The sequence below is a fragment of the Microbaculum marinum genome, from assembly GCF_037855135.1.
Taxonomy (GTDB): domain Bacteria; phylum Pseudomonadota; class Alphaproteobacteria; order Rhizobiales; family Tepidamorphaceae; genus Microbaculum; species Microbaculum marinum.
In genome coordinates this window covers 264,777-281,679 of sequence record NZ_JAZHOF010000002.1, presented here as the reverse complement: position 1 = coordinate 281,679, position 16,903 = coordinate 264,777, and the positions used below count along the sequence as shown (strand labels likewise).

At 65.7% G+C, this 16,903-nt stretch carries 18 protein-coding genes; 7 read left to right on the top strand and 11 right to left on the bottom strand.

Translation table 11 applies throughout. The features are described from left to right. Positions 1–5: 5 nt before the first annotated feature. The 4 genes from V3328_RS04850 (at position 6) to V3328_RS04835 (ending at position 2,393) form a co-directional block, all read left to right on the top strand. Positions 6–1,082, top strand: coding sequence for a DUF2793 domain-containing protein (locus V3328_RS04850; protein ID WP_093359542.1), 1,077 nt, complete (start codon positions 6–8; stop codon positions 1,080–1,082). Positions 1,083–1,101: 19 nt separating this feature from the next. After that, on the top strand, positions 1,102–1,389 hold the full coding sequence (locus tag V3328_RS04845; RefSeq protein ID WP_075784372.1) for a DUF6127 family protein: 288 nt from the start codon (positions 1,102–1,104) through the stop codon (positions 1,387–1,389). Between the two features lie 75 nt (positions 1,390–1,464). Further along, complete coding sequence (locus V3328_RS04840) at positions 1,465–2,139, top strand: YcbK family protein (protein WP_062563563.1); 675 nt, start codon at positions 1,465–1,467, stop codon at positions 2,137–2,139. Continuing rightward, entirely contained in the window at positions 2,139–2,393 is a 255-nt protein-coding gene (locus V3328_RS04835) for a hypothetical protein (protein ID WP_203561091.1), read from the top strand. Before V3328_RS04840 ends, V3328_RS04835 begins: the two co-directional genes overlap by 1 nt. Positions 2,394–2,585: 192 nt before the next feature. On the opposite strand, the gene V3328_RS04830 is transcribed toward V3328_RS04835, so the two are convergent. The 8 genes from V3328_RS04830 to V3328_RS04795 form a co-directional block, all read right to left on the bottom strand. Beyond that, the gene (locus V3328_RS04830) at positions 2,586–3,065 is read right to left on the bottom strand and encodes a DUF411 domain-containing protein (protein WP_045685040.1); all 480 of its coding nucleotides are present in this window, start codon (positions 3,063–3,065) and stop codon (positions 2,586–2,588) included. A 39-nt stretch (positions 3,066–3,104) separates the two neighbouring features. Continuing rightward, positions 3,105–5,438 carry a heavy metal translocating P-type ATPase gene (locus V3328_RS04825; protein ID WP_062563565.1) on the bottom strand — a complete coding sequence of 778 codons (2,334 nt, stop codon included), beginning with the start codon at positions 5,436–5,438 and terminating at the stop codon, positions 3,105–3,107. 67 nt (positions 5,439–5,505) lie between these two features. Further along, positions 5,506–6,816 (bottom strand): APC family permease, encoded by a 1,311-nt coding sequence (locus V3328_RS04820; protein ID WP_045681289.1) that lies wholly within the window; start codon positions 6,814–6,816, stop codon positions 5,506–5,508. Beyond that, positions 6,813–7,487 (bottom strand): TVP38/TMEM64 family protein, encoded by a 675-nt coding sequence (locus V3328_RS04815; RefSeq protein WP_045681287.1) that lies wholly within the window; start codon positions 7,485–7,487, stop codon positions 6,813–6,815. Before V3328_RS04815 ends, V3328_RS04820 begins: the two co-directional genes overlap by 4 nt. A 1-nt stretch (position 7,488) precedes the next feature. After that, positions 7,489–7,875 (bottom strand): DUF302 domain-containing protein, encoded by a 387-nt coding sequence (locus V3328_RS04810; RefSeq protein WP_045681285.1) that lies wholly within the window; start codon positions 7,873–7,875, stop codon positions 7,489–7,491. Positions 7,876–7,891: 16 nt separating this feature from the next. Continuing rightward, positions 7,892–8,017 (bottom strand): hypothetical protein, encoded by a 126-nt coding sequence (locus V3328_RS04805; protein WP_268951256.1) that lies wholly within the window; start codon positions 8,015–8,017, stop codon positions 7,892–7,894. Between the two features lie 123 nt (positions 8,018–8,140). Continuing rightward, positions 8,141–9,694 carry a multicopper oxidase family protein gene (locus V3328_RS04800; RefSeq protein ID WP_062563567.1) on the bottom strand — a complete coding sequence of 518 codons (1,554 nt, stop codon included), beginning with the start codon at positions 9,692–9,694 and terminating at the stop codon, positions 8,141–8,143. Positions 9,695–9,766: 72 nt separating this feature from the next. Continuing rightward, positions 9,767–10,165 (bottom strand): hypothetical protein, encoded by a 399-nt coding sequence (locus V3328_RS04795; protein WP_045681279.1) that lies wholly within the window; start codon positions 10,163–10,165, stop codon positions 9,767–9,769. A 108-nt stretch (positions 10,166–10,273) separates the two neighbouring features. On the opposite strand from V3328_RS04795, the gene V3328_RS04790 reads away from it, so the two are divergent. Further along, the gene (locus V3328_RS04790) at positions 10,274–10,708 is read left to right on the top strand and encodes a c-type cytochrome (RefSeq protein WP_123193412.1); all 435 of its coding nucleotides are present in this window, start codon (positions 10,274–10,276) and stop codon (positions 10,706–10,708) included. 53 nt (positions 10,709–10,761) lie between these two features. Here V3328_RS04790 and V3328_RS04785 read toward each other — a convergent pair whose 3' ends face one another. Then, a complete protein-coding gene (locus tag V3328_RS04785; RefSeq protein WP_123193413.1) occupies positions 10,762–11,028 on the bottom strand; it encodes an ion channel in 267 nt (88 codons plus the stop codon). A 230-nt stretch (positions 11,029–11,258) separates the two neighbouring features. Then, the gene (locus tag V3328_RS04780) at positions 11,259–13,490 is read right to left on the bottom strand and encodes a heavy metal translocating P-type ATPase (protein WP_208997431.1); all 2,232 of its coding nucleotides are present in this window, start codon (positions 13,488–13,490) and stop codon (positions 11,259–11,261) included. A 92-nt stretch (positions 13,491–13,582) separates the two neighbouring features. On the opposite strand from V3328_RS04780, the gene V3328_RS04775 reads away from it, so the two are divergent. Next, positions 13,583–14,023, top strand: a complete 441-nt coding sequence (locus V3328_RS04775) for a MerR family transcriptional regulator (protein WP_045681275.1) — start codon at positions 13,583–13,585, stop codon at positions 14,021–14,023. Further along, entirely contained in the window at positions 14,020–14,361 is a 342-nt protein-coding gene (locus tag V3328_RS04770) for a YnfA family protein (protein ID WP_244304760.1), read from the top strand. Before V3328_RS04775 ends, V3328_RS04770 begins: the two co-directional genes overlap by 4 nt. Before the next feature lie 441 nt (positions 14,362–14,802). Here V3328_RS04770 and V3328_RS04765 read toward each other — a convergent pair whose 3' ends face one another. Then, complete coding sequence (locus tag V3328_RS04765) at positions 14,803–16,890, bottom strand: 3'-5' exonuclease (protein ID WP_340328519.1); 2,088 nt, start codon at positions 16,888–16,890, stop codon at positions 14,803–14,805. Between the last annotated feature and the right edge of the window lie 13 nt (positions 16,891–16,903).

The following is a 16,903-nucleotide window of genomic DNA, read 5'->3' as shown; positions in this document are numbered from 1 at the left end:
ATCCCATGTCCGACGCCACGACCCATCTCCTGCTGCCCTACATCCTGGCGGCGCAGGCCCAGAAGCACGTCACCCACAACGAGGCGCTGCGGCTGCTCGACGGGCTCGTGCAGCTCTCCGTGCTCGACCGCGATCTGACAGCGCCGCCCGGCAGTCCCGCCGATGGCGATCGCTACATCGTCGCCTCGGGCGCGACGGGCGAATGGTCCGGATGGGACCTGAACGTCGCGCTCTGGACCGATGGCGCCTGGCTGCGACTTCCCCCGCGGATCGGCTGGCGCGCATGGGTCGAGGACGAGGGCCTGCTGCTGGTCTACGATGGCGCGGGCTGGCTCGGGACCACACCGGCGGCGCTGCAGAACATGGCGCTCCTCGGGGTTGGCACCACGGCGGATGCATCGAACCCGTTCTCGGCCAAGCTCAACGCCGCGCTCTGGACGGCGAGGACCGTGGCCGAGGGCGGCACCGGCGACCTGTTCTACACCATGAACAAGGAGGCGGCCGGCGACGATCTCGGTTTGACCCTCCAGACCGGCTTCGTGACCAAGGCGCTGGTGGGGCTGTTCGGGTCGGACCGCTTCCGGCTCGCGGTCTCCGCCGACGGCAGCACCTTCTTCGACGGGCTGAGCGTCGACAACGCCACCGGCATTGTCGATCAGCCCCGGCTGCCGCGGTTCAAGGCTTACACGAACTACGACAACTACGTCGGCGTCGGCACCTGGACCAAGATCGGCCTTAACAACACCGACTACAACGATCAGGGCGCGTTCGACGCCGTGAACAACCACTTCGTCGCCCCCGTGGACGGCACCTACCTCTTCGGCGCGACTCTGCTGTACAAGATCAACGCCAGCGCCACCGCCCGCATGCGCGGGCGGCTCGTCCTGAACGGCACGACCGAAATCCGCGGCTCCCTCGGCGAAATCTCCGCCACTCATGTCTCGCTCGCTACCGCGATCTGGCTTCAGACCATGGTGCCGCTGACGGCAGGCGATACCGTCGAGCTGCAGGGGTATTTCCGGGTCGCGGACGGCTACTTCGCCGCCGACCACACGTCCTTCTGGGGCTGCAAGGTCGGCTGAGCGGCGGAAGGAGGATCCGATGAACCCACCCCGATCCGAGGGCTTCGTGCGCATGCCCGACGCCGAGTTCGAGGCGATCTTGACCCGGGCGGCGGAGGAAGGCGCCAAGCGTGCGCTGGCCGATGTCGGCCTCGACGGCGACGAGGCCGCGCTCGACATCCGCGATCTGCGCTCCCTGGTCGACTGCATCCGGCTGGTCCGCCGCACCGCGATGCAGACCGCCGTCCGCATGATCACCACCGGCGTCATGCTGGCGCTGCTCGCGGGTATAGCGATCAAGCTGAAGATCTTCGGCGGCGGCCCGTAGCCGCTCAACACCCCCGTTCACCAGCCCAACCGCACCCGCCCTCGAGGCGGTTTTTTTTCGTTTCGGAGGACCCTCATGACCACGACCTTCCACCGCCATTGGCGTGATGTGCCGGAGAGCGCCTGGCGCTGGCCGAATTTCTCGCCCGCCGAGATTGCATGCCGGGGCACCGGCAAGCTGCTCGTGAACGAAACCGCGCTCGACAAGCTGCAGGCGCTGCGCGACCGGCTGGGCAAGCCGCTGATCGTCCGCTCCGCCTACCGCAGCCCAGAGCACAACCGTGCCGTGGGGGGCGCGGGCCGGTCGAAGCATCTCGACGGCGCCGCCTTCGACATCGCCATGGCGAACCACGATCCGGTGGCCTTCGAGGCTGCGGCGCGCGAGGTCGGATTCCTCGGCTTCGGCTTCTACCCGCGATCGGGGTTCATCCATGTCGATCTCGGGCCCGCGCGGCAGTGGGGCGAGCGGTTCCCGGTCCGGGCGACGGCATTTGCAGCCGAGACGCCGCCCGCGCGCGAGGTGCTGGCTGACAGCCGCACCATGAAGGGCGGCGGGGCAGCCGGTGTGGCGACGCTGGGCGCGGCGGGCGTCGAGGTGGCGCAGCAGGTGCTGGCCGAGACCCAGACCGCGATCTTGCCGCTTGTGCCGTATCTCGACACGTTGCGTTGGGTATTCATCGCCGTGGCGCTTGGCGGCATCGCGGTCACGATCTACGCGCGTCTCGATGACTGGCGCCGAGGGCAGCGGTGATGGCCCCGCTCCTGATCGGGTTCGCCGCCAGCCCATGGATGCGGGCCGCTTTGCGCTACGGCGCCATCATCCTCGCCCTGCTCCTGTTCCTGCTTTCGCTTCGGCGGTCCGGCGAGCGAGCGGGACGCCTCGCTGAACGCCTTCAGACCACGGAGAAAGCCAATGATGTCCAACGCCAGATGCTCGAGGCGACGGCTCGTCGTCCTAGGTCTCGCGACGAGCTTGCTGAGCGGCTGCGCAACGGTCGGTTCTGAGCCCGGCATCGCGACCGTCTGCCCGCCCGTGGTAGAGTACAGCCGCGAGTTCCAGGCGCGCGCAGCCGAGGAGCTCGCGCGGCTGCCGCACGGGTCGGCCATCGCCGAGATGCTGAGCGACTACGCCGTGATCCGGGATCAGGTCCGTATGTGTTCTCGCCCCTGATCAAGAGCCGAATTGGAGCCTCAAGGTCAGGCAGCAGCGTAGCTGGTAAAGACCTCGTTCGATCCGTCGCGCCGGATCAGAAACACGTCGTAGGCCTCGCGCTGGCTTTCCGGTCCCATCCCGGGCGAGCCGTAGGGCATGCCTGGCACTGCGAGGCCGACCGCGTCGGGGCGTTCCAGCAGGAGACGGCGAATGTCGGCAACAGGGACGTGACCCTCGATAATGTAACCATCCACACGACCCGTATGGCAGGAGACCATCTCCTGCGGGATGCCGTTGTCCAGCTTGTAGCGCATCAGAAGCGTCCCGGCGCTCGCCTCGGTCGTGACGGCGAAGCCGTCGTTCTCGAGGATCTCGATCCAGGCCGAGCAGCAGCCGCAGTTGGGGTCCTTCATCACGTGGATCGCCGGACCGGCGCCTTGCGCCAGAGCCCTCAAGGGCGACGCAGCCGCCAGCGCAGCTGTACCGATCAGGAGCTTGCGGCGGGAAAACATGTCTTGGGTCATCTGATGTTCCTTTCGAGGTTGGATGTGTGGGCTGGCAGATCAGAGGTCGACCCGCCTGAGCCGCAGGGCGTTGGTGATCACCGAGACCGACGACAGGCTCATCGCCGCCGCCGCGATCATCGGCGAGAGCAGAAGTCCGGTGACAGGGTAAAGCAGCCCGGCGGCGATGGGGACGCCAAGCGCGTTGTAGGCGAAGGCGAAGAACAGGTTCTGCTTGATGTTCCGCAGGGTGGCGCGGGCGAGCTTGCGCGCCCGCACGATGCCCATCAGGTCGCCGCCCAGCAGGGTGATGCCTGCGCTTTCCATCGCAACATCGGCCCCGGTGCCCATGGCGATGCCGACATCGGCGGCGGCGAGCGCGGGGGCGTCGTTCACCCCGTCGCCCGCCATGGCGATCTTGTGGCCGTCGCGGCGCAACTGGTCGATCAGGTCCTTCTTGGCCTCGGGCAGGATGCCTGCGCGCACCTCGTCGATGCCGAGCTTGCCCGCCACCGCCTGCGCCGTGCGTTCGTTGTCGCCCGTCGCCATGATCACCCTTAGCCCTTGGGCATGAAGTTCCCGAATGGCCTGCGCGGTACTCTCCTTGATCGGGTCGGCGACCGCCACGATGCCGACGAGCGCGCCGTCAAGCGCGACGAACATCGCCGTCTTGCCCTCGGCGCGCAGGGTGTCGGCCTTTGACTCGGCCTGCGCGGTGTCGAGCCCCATCTCCCGCATCATCGCCGCGTTGCCTAGCGCCACCGCGCGCCCACCGACCCGGCCCTGTACGCCCTTGCCAGTGACGGCGTCGAAGTCCGTGGCCTCCTGACGCGGCGCACCCTGCGCCTCGGCTCCCTCGACAATCGCCTCAGCCAGCGGGTGTTCCGAGCCACGCTCCAGCGCTGCGGCCAGCGACAACAGGTCGGTCTCGGTGACGTCCCCGAGCGCAACCGTATCGGTCAGCTTCGGCTTGCCCATGGTCAGCGTGCCGGTCTTGTCGACGATGAGCGTATCGACTCCTGCCATTCGCTCCAGCGCCTCGGCGTCCTTGATCAGCACGCCCGCCTGTGCGCCGCGCCCCGCCGCCGTGGTGATGGAGATCGGTGTCGCCAGCCCCAGCGCGCAGGGGCAGGCGATGATGAGGACCGACACGGCCGAGGCGATTGCGAAGACCAGCGCGGGCTCCGGGCCGAAGATCAGCCAGACCACGAAGGCGACGATGGCGATGACCACCACCGTCGGCACGAATATCGCCGACACCCGGTCGGCCAGCCCCTGGATCGGCGCGCGGGACCGCCGCGCGTTCGACACCATCGCCACGATCTGCGCCAGCACGGTATCGGACCCGACCTTGCCTGCCTCCATGACCAGAGAGCCGTTCTTGTTGATCGTGGCGCCCGTCACCTCATCCCCCGGCCCCTTTTCCACCGGCATTGACTCGCCGGTCAGCATGCTTTCGTCCAGCGACGAGCGGCCCTCGATCACCGTGCCGTCGACCGGAATGGCGTCGCCGGGACGGACCCGCAGCCGGTCGCCCTCCATGATGTTCTCCAGCGGCGCATCGTATTCAGTGCCGTCCGGCAGGATGCGCCGCGCGGTCTTCGGCGCCAGATCCAGAAGCGCGCGGATCGCATCCCCGGTGCGTTCTCGCGCTCGGAGTTCCAGCACCTGGCCCACGAAGACCAACGCGACGATCACCACCGCCGCCTCGAAATAGGTGCCGACGCCGTGGCCCATCCGGTACTGTTCCGGAAACACCCCCGGCAGGAACGTCGCGACGAGCGAGTAAAGGTAGGCCGCCGCCACGCCGATGCTGATCAGCGTCCACATGTTTGGGCTGCGGTTCACAATGGAGTCCCAGCCGCGCCGGAAGAAAGGCAAGGCGGCCCAGAGGATGATCGGCGTTGCCAGCACGAACTCGAGATAACTTGCGGTCTGATGCCCGATCCAGTCGCGCACTGGCAGCGCGACCAGTTCACCCATCGTCAGGATGATGAGCGGCACCGCCGCCGCCGCCGAAATCCACATCCGACGCGTGAAGTCGGTCAGCTCCTCGCTGGGCTCATCCGACGGCACCATCGGTTCCAGCGCCATGCCGCAGATCGGGCAGGACCCCGGCGCATCGCGGACGATCTCGGGATGCATCGGACAGGTGTACTGGACGTTGGCCGGAGCAGCCTTCTTCTGTCCGGCGGCCCGGCCCGAGGCGTAGAACCACGGATCCGCCTTGAACTTCGACTGGCATTTCTCCGAACAGAAATGAAAGGTCTCTCCCTGGAACTCGGCGTGACGCCCGTCCGGCTTGACCGCGACCGTCATCCCGCAGACCGGGTCCTTTGCGGTATTCGCCCCCGCCGGAATGTCGGGCGCCGCGTGATGGTGATCGTGCTCCATAGTCTGCCAGCCTTTCGATCTCTTGTTTCAGCTTGCCGCTTCCAGCCGTTGGAAGCTCAAGCTCTTTTCAATGGTGGTCGTGAGCGCCTTCCAGGGCGGGATTCCGTGCGAGGAAGATTCCGACGAACAGGAACACCAGCGCCATGCCGATCGCACCCAGGACGACGATCAAGGGGTCGGACTGCCATTTCATCGCGGCGAAGGCGGCCAGCACCACGGCATCAAGTGCGATTGCCGTCAGCAACACCCAGCCCCGAGCGCCGATTTCTTCGCGCAGATGCCGGAACACGCCGAAATGGATGATCATGTCCATCACCAGATAGAAGAAGGCCCCGAGCGAGGCGATGCGGCTGAGGTCGAAGAAGACCGTCAGGAAGCCTGCGATCACGACGGTGTAGACGAGTGTGTGGTCCTTGATCGTGCCTGGCATCCCGAAATGGCTGTGCGGGATCATCTTCATGTCCGTCAGCATCGCCAGCATCCGCGAGACGGCAAACACGCTGGCGATCAGGCCCGAGGCAGTTGCCACCAGCGCAAGCGCCACCGTCAGGTAGAAGCCGGTTTGCCCGAGGGCTGGTTGGGCCGCTTCAGCCAGCGCGTAGTCCTTCGCCGCCACGATGCGATCGAGCGGCAGGCTGGAGCCGACCGCGAATGCGACCAGCAGGTAGACGACGACGCAGATGGCGATGGACAGGACTATGGCCCGGCCCACGTTCCGATGCGGATTGGTCACCTCGGCGCCGCTGTTGGTGATGGTCGTGAACCCCTTGAAGGCGAGAATGGACAGCGCGACCGACGCCACGAACCCACCCGCACGAAAATCTCCGCCCGACGCTTCGAACGAAATGCCGCTGGCCCACAGACCGGCCGCCCCAAACAGCGCAATGCCGCCCACCTTGAGAATGGCCATGATAATGGACAGCAGCCCGACCGACCGGTTGCCAGAGACGTTCACGAGATAGGCGAAGACGATCAGCCCCACGCCGAGGACCGGCACGAGAATGCTGTCCGGATCGCCGCCGAAGGCTCGCAGGGTGTAGGTTCCGAAGGTGCGAGCGACGAGGCTTTCGTTGATGACCATCGACAGCGCCATCAGGAGAGCTGCGCCCGCCGCGACCGTCGTCGGTCCGTAGGCTTTCTTCAGGATCATCCCGATGCCGCCCGCAGACGGGTATGCGTTCGACATCTTGATATAGGTGTAGGCGCTGAAGGCGGTCACGATGGCGCCGACCACGAACGAGAGCGGGAAGAGAGGCCCGGCGAGTTCGGCGATCTGGCCGGTCAGCGCGAAGATGCCCGCGCCGATCATCACGCCGGTGCCCATGGCTACCGCACCGGAAAGGGTGATGCTGTTCTTCTGGTACTCGCTTCCGGTCATGGATTTCCCTTTTCAGGCTTTTGCCGCATGGCTACCCAAAGCAGTGGCAGGCCCGTCAAGAGGCCGAGGCCAAGTACTGCCCATGTCGCCCGGCCCAGATCTCCGCTCACCGCCTCGCCGCCGAAATGGGCCAGCAGGAAGCTTGCCGGAATGATCCCCGCCAGTGTTGCCAAGGCGAAACGCCAGGCGTGCAATCGGCTCAGTCCGGCCGCGTAGCTGATCATGTCGAAGGACACGAAGGGCATCAGGCGGCTGGCAAGAACCGTCGCCGTCAACGCGTTCTGCGAGCCGAGCAGCCCGGCATCGACGCGGTCCCCGAACACCCGCCGCAGGACGTCATGCCCCAGAACCCGTGCGAGACCGAAGGCGATCAGCGCCCCGAGCTCGGCGCCGATGACGACCTGCACGGTCCCCCAGAGATGTCCGTAGGCCGCTCCGGCCGCCAGTGCGATGGGTGCACTCGGGATTGGGCTGGCCACGACCGCGATGGTCATAAGCGTGACGATCAGGACCGGCCCCCAGAGACCCGCACGCGCCACCAGCGTTTCCAGACGCTCGGGCTCCAGGAGGCTGCGCGCCTCGGCGAACACCGAAGGCGCGAACTGCCAGACAGCGAGCAGTCCGATGCCGAGGATCGCAAGGCCCGCGAGAATGGTGACGCGCAGGCTCATCTCAGACCGCCGCGACGGCCTTCGCCAGGAGGTCGCGCACCTCGCCCGCCACGGCCGTCAGTTCGGCGTTCTCAATCGCCTGCATCGACGCCACAGGATCGATGGCGCTGACTTCCACGCCACCGTCGACCTCGCGCAGGATGACGTTGCATGGCAGCATCGCACCGACGCGCGGTTCGATCCCGATGGCCTGATGCGCCATCTTGGGGTTGCAGGCGCCGAGGATGCGGTAGGCGGGCATCTCGACATCTAGCTTCTTCTTCATCGTCGCCTTGACGTCGATCTCGGTCAGGATGCCGAAGCCGTGGTCGGTGAGGGCCTTCCGCGCGCGAGCGTCGACGTCGTCGATACCGGCGTCGGGGAACATTCGATTGATCGTGTAGGTCATTGCCAACTCCTTTTTTCTATTTCCGAAGATACTTGATCAGCGCTGCTATGGCCAAAACCAGCAGCACGAGGATCAGCAGGCCGAAGAGCCAGCCAAACCCCATTCCGAAACCCATTCCGGGGCCCATGTCGTTCCAGTTCATCATCTCATCCTCCTGATTTTTACCCGCAGGGTGCGTCTTTTGGCCGGCCCTCACGACAACATGGGGCAGGACAGACCAGGATCGGTGCCGGGCGGGGCGCCATGTCCGGACGACCCGCTGGGATCAGACGGACGCCGTGACCGCGAATTCGGTCATCATCCCCGTCGTAAGGTGCGGCATGTGGTGGCAATGCAGCATCCATCGGGCGGCCTCACCGACATCGAGGGCGACATCGACCATCGACATCGGTGGCACGTGAACCGTGTCGCGTAGTGCACCGGCGACCCGACGCCCGTTCAGCCCGACGACCTGGAACACATGGCCGTGCAGATGCATCGGGTGCGCCATCATCGACATGTTGTGGAACGACAGCACGACCCGCTCACCGCTGCGTGCGGTGATCGGCTGGTGCTGGCCCCAGACTGCCCCGTTTATCGTCCAGACGTACGGCTGCATCGAACCGCCCAGCATCAGCATCTGGCTGCGGTCCACGGGTCGATCCGGCAGAGCGTCCAGCGCGATGAGGCGCGCCTCCTGCGCCAGATCGGTGTCGAACGCGGGCGCTTCGGCATCCGCCATTGCATCGAGACGCCGCACTTCGGCACCCTGCGTGGCGAGGATCAGGCCGGTGCGCTCGCGCGCGCCTTCGCGCAGGGCGAGGATCGGCCAGGCGCCGCCTTCGTGCGGCAGGTCGATCTCGATGTCCAGACGCTGGCCCATTGCCAGACCGAACCGCGTGCCGGCGAGAGGTTCGACCGCGTGCCCATCTACCGCGACCAGCCGCGCCTCGGCACCGCCGGTCTCGATCCAGAATACCGTCGCCGCAGCGGCGTTGATGACCCGAAGCCGGATACGGCCACCGCGCTCGACCTGGACCACCTCCGGGTCCGACAGGGTCCGGTCATTGGCGAGATAGGCGTCCCAGTCATAGTCGTTCAGGTCCATGGCCATGCCGCCCATCTGGCCGCCCATACCCATCATCCCGCCCATTCGGGGCATGTTGCCCATCGGCATGCCGCCCGTGGCGCCATGGCCCATGGCCCCGTGATCCATGCCCTGCATCGCCCCCATGCCTCCCATGGGAGCGCCCTGATCGGGCAATGCACCGGCACCATGGCCCGCGCCGTGCCCGCCGCCATGACCTGCGCCGATCTCGGCCAGAACCTCCTCGGGGGCCTTGAAGGAGAAGTCATGAAGGAACATCACGACGTCTTGCCGGTCGGCAGCAACGTCCTCGGCCGAGCGCACGATCAGCGGCGCGGCGAGCAGCTGCATCTCCTGGGTGGGCACATGGCTGTGCATCCAGTGCGTGCCGGGCCGTGCCTCGAAGTCGTAGGATCGGGTTTCACCCGGTGCGAGGAGGGGCATCGGCATGTCCGGCACACCGTCCTGCGCGTTGGGCGGGATCTGTCCGTGCCAGTGGATGATGGTACCGACGTCCAGGTCGTTGGTCAGATCGACCCGGAACCTCTGGCCGGGGTCGAGGATCAGTCCCTGACCGCCGGGGCCGGCAAGCCCGAAGACCGTGGCAGCGCGACCGTCGATGTCGAGCGTGCGCGTCGCAGCGGAGAGGCTGATCGGCGCCACCCCTTGCGCGAAGGCGATGCGGGGCAAGTGTGCAGCGCCAATGGCGGCCGCACTTGCGGCAAGAAAGCCGCGTCGAGAAAGCATGTTCATGGTCGTCTCCTCGGGACTTCCGTCCCGTTCATCAATACCGATGGGGCGCCTCGGGCGTCTGCCCGGGCGCGCTCAGAGGAGACGGAGCTTGGGAGGTCGTTCGTTCAGTCCCGGCGCACGGCTGACGTGGATTGCCGCGGACGGGACGTCATGACTGGCGGCGCCGTAGGCGTGCCCGGCTTCCTCGCCTGCCGACGTCAGGAAGGCAGAGAGGCCTGCGCATACGAACTCGCACATCTCGGCATCGGCCGATCCACAGTGCTCTCCAGCGTCACAGTCGAAGCCCGAAATGACCGGAGAGTGCATCATGTCGGCGACATGCATCGCGTGATCCACACCGGAATTCATGCTCATGCGTGTCGCATGCGCGGAGGTCACCGTCGTCACCACGGTGATCGCGAGTATGGCAAGCATGGTGACGACACGTTCGAGCATGCTGCAAAGATAGGCATTGCTCACGAGAATGTCCATTGTCGCAGGCGCCTCGCCGCTGGCACAACGTGGTCTCGACCAAACGCGAATGTTATTCCGCAGTGATCGGCGATAGACGTCTTGAAAAAAGCTCTCCGAAATACTGTCGTGATCGGTCTGGTCGTCGGAGGTGTGATCCTCGCGGTCTTTGCTGGCTGGCGTTATGCCGGTACCGCATCCACCGCCGTGGCGTCGGCGGACATCATCGCGCAAGGACGCCAGATCTATGCGGATCAGTGCGCCGCCTGCCACGGCGCGGAACTGGAGGGCCAGCCGGGCTGGCGCTCGCCGCTTCCGTCCGGCCGGTTGCCGGCGCCACCCCACGACGCCAGCGGCCACACCTGGCACCATCCTGACGATGTCCTGTTCCGCATCGTTAGGGAAGGCACCGCCGCCGTGGTCGGCGGCGGATACGAGAGCGACATGCCCGGCTTCGCAGACGTGCTGAGCGACGCGGACATCCGCGCCGTTCTCGACTACATCAAGAGCACATGGCCAGAGCGCGAGCGCCGATACCAAGAGAGGGTGTCGGAGGCAAACTGACATTCCCCATGGTCGTCGGCTGCTACTCGCGCCAGGCCAGTTCGCAGACCGAGTTAGAGGAACGTCGCCGACCAGGTCAGCACCATGAAGCCGCCGAGCGACTGCATCATGTTGACCATCCGTATCGGCCCGGTTGCCTCGATCTGCGTGTACCCGAGCGTGGCGAAGTTGACGCCGGAGAAGTAGATCAGGCCGCTCCAGCATGGGTCGTAGCTGCCGTCGAAGCCTCCCACGCCCCAGCCCTGCAGCGCCCTGTAGACTGCGGCGAAAGCCAGGATTTCAATCGTGTGGAGCGCGAGCAGCCCGACGAACGCCACCATGATCGCCGCCTGCGGTCTCTCTTTCGAGTTCGGCTTCACGCCCCGGACGGCCAATAGCCCCGTAGTGGTGCGCGACCAGATGGCGGCCACCAGCGCGAAACCGAGCAGAAGCCCGATTCCAGTTGCAGCATGTTGAGCACTCGCGGCGGAACAGTACCCCGAGGTTTATGTTCTCAGCGCTCGGCCCTGCGGCATGGCAGCGGAACCATCGCCCTGCCGATGATCTGATCTCAGGCCTCACGTTCCGGATCAAACGCAAGAAGCCGCAGCGCGTTCAGTGTGACGAGCACCGTCGCGCCGGTATCTGCAAGGATCGCGATCCACAGCCCGGTAATGCCGAGGATCGTCGTCACCAGAAACACCGCCTTAAGGCCGAGCGCGATCGCCACATTTTGCCTGATGTTCGCCATGGCTGCGCGAGCAAGGCGAATCTTGCCGGCCACATCGGTCACGCGATTGCGCAGGATCGCGGCGTCGGCGGTTTCAAGCGCGACGTCCGTTCCGGAGCCCATGGCAACTCCGATGTGGGCGGTGGCGAGCGCAGGGGCATCGTTGATGCCGTCGCCCACCATCATCACGCGGTCTCTGGCGGTCATCTCACGGATCGCGGCGACCTTGCCTTCGGGCATCAATTCGGCGCGATGGTCAATGCCCAGCCCAGCGGAAATGGCTGCTGCCGTGCGCCGGTTGTCGCCGGTCAGCATCACAGACGCGATGCCAAGCGCCTTGAGTTGCTGCACCGCGCGGGCGGCATCCTCTCGGGGTTCGTCCCGGAGCGCTACGAGTCCGACCAACTGGCTCCGGCGGAAGACCGCGACGACTGTCTTGCCTTCATCTTCCATGCCGACCACCGCCCGGAGCGCGTGGTCGTCCAACACACCGCGCTCCCCGGCGAACCGTGGAGAGCCCACCCAGGCGGTTTCACCCTCAACGACTGCTTCGGCCCCTTTGCCCGGAAGCGCTTTGGCGGCGGTCGCGGCCAGGAACGGCGCTCCCGCAGCTTCCGCGCGGGACAGGATCGCCTCCGCCAGAGGATGGCTCGACCCCGCTTCGACGGCGGCAGCCAGCGCCAGCACCTCTGTCTCCGATCCCGAGATCGGCACCACGTCCGTGACGCGCGGCCGTCCGTGGGTCAGGGTTCCGGTCTTGTCGAATGCGACATGCGTGGTGGCCGCCGCGGCCTCGATCACGGCGCCTCCTTTCATCAGCAGCCCGCGACGCGCGCCTGAAGAAAGCGCAGAGGCGATGGAAGCCGGTACCGAGATCACCAGCGCGCAGGGGCATCCGATCAGGAGAAGCGCGAGCGCCCGGTAGATCCACGTATCCCAGCCTTGCCCGAACGCGAGGGGCGGGACGATGGCCACCAGCACCGCAACTCCGACGACGGCCGGCATGTAGATGCGGCTGAAACGGTCGATGAAGCGCTCGGTCGGGGCCCGGGCGCTTTCCGCTTCCTCGACCAGCCGGATGATACGGGCAATGGTGTTGTCCTCGGCCGACTTGGTGACCCGAACACGCAGCGCCGCCTCGGAATTGATGGAGCCGGCAAAGACGGAGGCACCGGGTTCCTTCAGCTTCGGCACACTCTCGCCCGTGACGGCGCTCTCATCGACGCCCGAGGTGCCCTCGATAACTTCGCCATCTGCCGGGACCCGGTCTCCCGGGCGCACCAGAACGATCTGGTCCACCTGCAGCTGGTCGGCTGGTATCACCCGAGTCCGGCCGCCGATCTCCAGGATCGCGGTCTTCGGTACCAGACGAGCGAGCGCCCGGATCCCGTCGCGGGCCTTGTTCGCCGCAACACCTTCGAGAACCTCCCCGACGGCGAAGAGGAAGACGACGAGCGCCGCTTCCTCGGCGGCGTCGATGACGAGCGCGCCGCTGGCGGCGATTGTCATCAGCATCTCGATCGTGAACGGCATCCCCGCTCTGGCGGACGCGACGGCGCGGCGTGCGATAGGGGCGACACCAATGAGCGTCGCGAGGATGAATGCCCACGTTGCCACATCCTGGGAGGCGAGCAGTTTCACGGCCCATGCCGCCGCGAGGAGGAGACCGGTGCCGATCACCAGTCTGCCCTTCGCGGTCTGATACCAACGCGAACCGGGCCCGGGACCGCTCTCGGGCCCTGTCGATCCAGCGTTGGGCTCGAGTCCTGCGGCATCTCGCGAGCCGTCCGCACGGGACGCTTGCTCATCGTCCGGCAGCACGAAGCCTTTCCGATCGGGGCTCGATCCTTTCGCCGCGATCCCGTAGCCGAGCCGCTTGACGATTGCTTCGATCTGGTTGCGAGGGGTCTGCCCTTCATCCAGAGTCAGCCGAAGCCGCTCGGTCATTAGCGCCACATCGACGTCGCTCACGCCAGGCAGGCGTTCGACCGCACCCCGGACCTTGCCGGCGCACGACGCACAGTCCATCCCGGAAACCGTCCATTCGTAGGTTGCACTGTCGTTCGCCGTCATCACGCCCTTCCAACCCGCCCAGCGGGCAACATTGTATTTGCTGAGTCGGGAACCTAAGGTCTCTAGTAGCTATAGCTTCAAGAGGAAATCTGATGCTCACCATCGGAAAATTGGGCGAAGCGGCCGGCGTGAAGGTTCCGACGATCCGCTACTACGAGCAGATCGGGCTCCTGCCGGAGCCAGATCGCAGTGCCGGGAACCAGCGGCTCTATGGGCAGTCGGCACTGGATCGGCTAGCCTTCATCCGCCATGCGCGGGAGCTCGGTTTTCCGCTGGACGCTATCCGAGACCTTCTGAGTCTCTCTGACAGACCCGATCAATCCTGCGCAGCCGCCGATGTCATCGCCAGGGCGCAGCTGGCCGAGGTTGAAAGCCGCCTTGCGCGCCTGACTGCGCTGAAAGGCGAACTTGAGCGCATGGTCGTGCAATGTGCAGGCGGTCGGATTGCCGATTGCCGGGTCATTGAAGTTCTGGGCGACCATTCGCTATGCGCAACCGATCACCAGCATCCGGAGAGCGAGGCGGCATCGTGAAAGCACCCGGCACCCTCGCCATCTACATCGGTGCCGCTCTGGCCGAGATTGCGGGCTGCTTTGCGGTCTGGGCATGGATGCGGCAAGGCGCGAGCGCGCTCTGGCTGGTCCCCGGCCTCCTGAGCCTGGCCGTCTTCGCTTGGCTCCTGACCCTTGCCCCCTCCGATTTTGCGGGGCGGGCCTACGCAGCTTATGGCGGGGTCTATATCGCAGCCTCGCTCCTCTGGCTGTGGCTCATCGAGAAGCAGCGCCCGGACACTTGGGACCTGACAGGTGCCGCAATCTGCCTCGCCGGTGCGGCCGTCATCCTGTTGGCGCCGAGGGCGGCTGGTGGATGATCGGGGGTGCTCTCCAAGATCAAGGCAGCCGACTGCCGCTCATCGTTGCCGACATCACGATAGAGCCAACCTTTGCGGACGGACTCCCGCTCTTCCAGCGTAGCAGCTGTGCGCATCAAATAAAATCAATGACTTATACTGGAGAAGGTTGGACGTCAGACCCATCCCCTCCGCCATTTCTACCGTGTCGAACGTTCTCCGCACGCGGATGCGGGGCCGAAAGGCCAAGGAACCGCGCGGTTCGCGCGCGAACCTCTGGACTGCGACGCTGGGATACGCAGCACCGAGCGTTCTCCCTCTGACCTTTTTCTCTCAACCTCTGGACTGCGCCGGCGCCAGTACGGACTTCTAAGCATTTGGAATAGTGTAATAATTTACTTCGATCTCATTGCGGATTTGACATCCCCTCCGCCCGACCAGATTCCGTATCATCACCTGAGATCATCGCGCCAGGTCGTCGAGAAACTCGGACGCCGGATCGACGCCGGTGATCAACAGCCGGTCGCGGGCGCGGGTGCAGGCAACATAAAGCAGGTGCCGTTCGGTGTTGTAGACCTCCTCCAGGTCGGACTCGTCTGCCACCGTCTCGATCCGCTCCTGCAGCGGCAGGACCTCGTCGTCGCACGCCATGACCGCGACAGCCCGGAACTCTAGCCCCTTGGCCAAGTGCATGGTGCTGACTGCCACTCTCCCCGGTTCTGCCTCGACCTTGTCGCTCAGTTCGACGGCTGATGCGCCGGCGGTCTTGATCGCGCCCCGCGCGCGTCTCAGTTGCTCGCCGGTGCGAACGAACAGCCCGACCTCGTGCGGCTGGCAACCTTCTTTCAGGCGATCACCGAGCCAGCGCCCGACCGCTTCGCTCTCCTCCGCGGCGGTGTCGAAGGTGCAGATCTCGGGCACCGGTCCGTTGAACACCGAGATCGTGCCGCGGCGGCTCTCGGTATTGCCGTCGACGTCGGAGATGTTCGCCGGCAGTAGCCGGTCCGCCTGGGTGCGGATCTGGTGGGACGTGCGGTAGTTGATTCGCAATGTGTGCGATCGTCCGCGCACATCGATGCCGAGCGATTTCCACGAGAAGGGCTGCTGAAAGATGCGCTGCCCGAGATCGCCGGCAAAGAACAGTCCGTCCGGAGTATGAGAGACCTGTGCGGCCAGGAAGCGGGCTTCGGCGACGCCAATGTCCTGCGCCTCGTCGACCACCGCGAAATCGAACGGGTGCTTCTGCGTCCCTGCGTAGTGGGCCGCCAGCCGGCCGAAGACGCCGGACCATGTCACCGCCTTGCGCTCGGCGAGACCGGCGCGCAACTGCTCGAAGATCGACCAGAGGGATTCCCGCTGCTTGCCGCCGATCCGTGTCTTGCGGCCAAGGCGCGAGACGTCCCGGTACCCCTCCCAGTTCTCGATCTGCCAGGCGTCGACGACCTCCGACCATTCTCCGGCGAGGAAGGGCAAGGAGAACTTCTGGCCATCGTCCTGTCCCGCCGCCTTTGTGAGCAGCGTGTGAACAAGCGACGGCGACGCGATGTTCGGCTGTCCGAAAAGGCTGGAATAGAGATCATAGGCGACGCCCGTGATGGACTGCACCGTGATCCGCGCCAACACGCCGGGTTCGTTTCCGGCCAGATGCTGCAGCTTCACCTTCAATGCATTGGCCAGCGCATTGGAGAACGTCGTCAGCAGAACGCGCGCCTGTGGCTGTGCGCGCGCCAGATGCACCGCGCGATGCAGGGCCACCACCGTCTTTCCCGTGCCCGCGGAACCTGAAATCCTGGCCGGCCCCGAATAGCTGCGCTCCACATATTGCAGCTGGTCGGGATGCAGGAAGACCGCCCATTTCTCCCAGGGATAGTCGAGCGCGCGCTGCAGTTCCTCGATGTTGGTCAGAACCCGGAAACGCCGCTGCGCATCGGGATGGGCGAACGGGTCCGCCTCCACGGGTGCCGTCATCGGCGGCTCCGGCGCCTCGCCGACTGCCAGCTTAAGGAGCGCTTCCTGGGCCTCCTGCGGCAGATGGGAGATGATGTCGAACAGGGTGTCCTCGGTCGCCAGGCGGACGTCGTTCACCCACTCCTCGGGAACGCCGAAACCCATCAACTCGAACTTGCGCAGATTGTCGAACAGCTTCGGCTTCGCGGCAGGTGCTGCAGCGACCGGTTCGGGAACCTCCTTTGGCCTGAAGATCTCCACCTCTTCGACGCGCTCGCGCACCTCGACGAGCTGCATCGCGCCCGTCGTCGGGTGCCGCTCGATCTTGCGCCGTTCGGCCCATTTGTAGGCGTCGTCGTGGTGATCGACATAGACGAGCAGAAGGCTCGATTGCGTGCGGTGGACGATCAGCCGGATGTCGGCGTTCACCCGCACCGACCAGAAGTTCGGGTCCTTGGCGCGGTCCAGCTTGTGAAAGGAAAGCCCGGGCGCGGAGGCATCGAGCTGCAGGTCGAATGCGGTGGTCTTGACCGCCTTCTGTTCCTGCGCCGTCAGCCTGGAGAGGCTGCCAGTGAACGTGTCGGCGATCCGGAAATCCATCATGGAACAAGTGCTT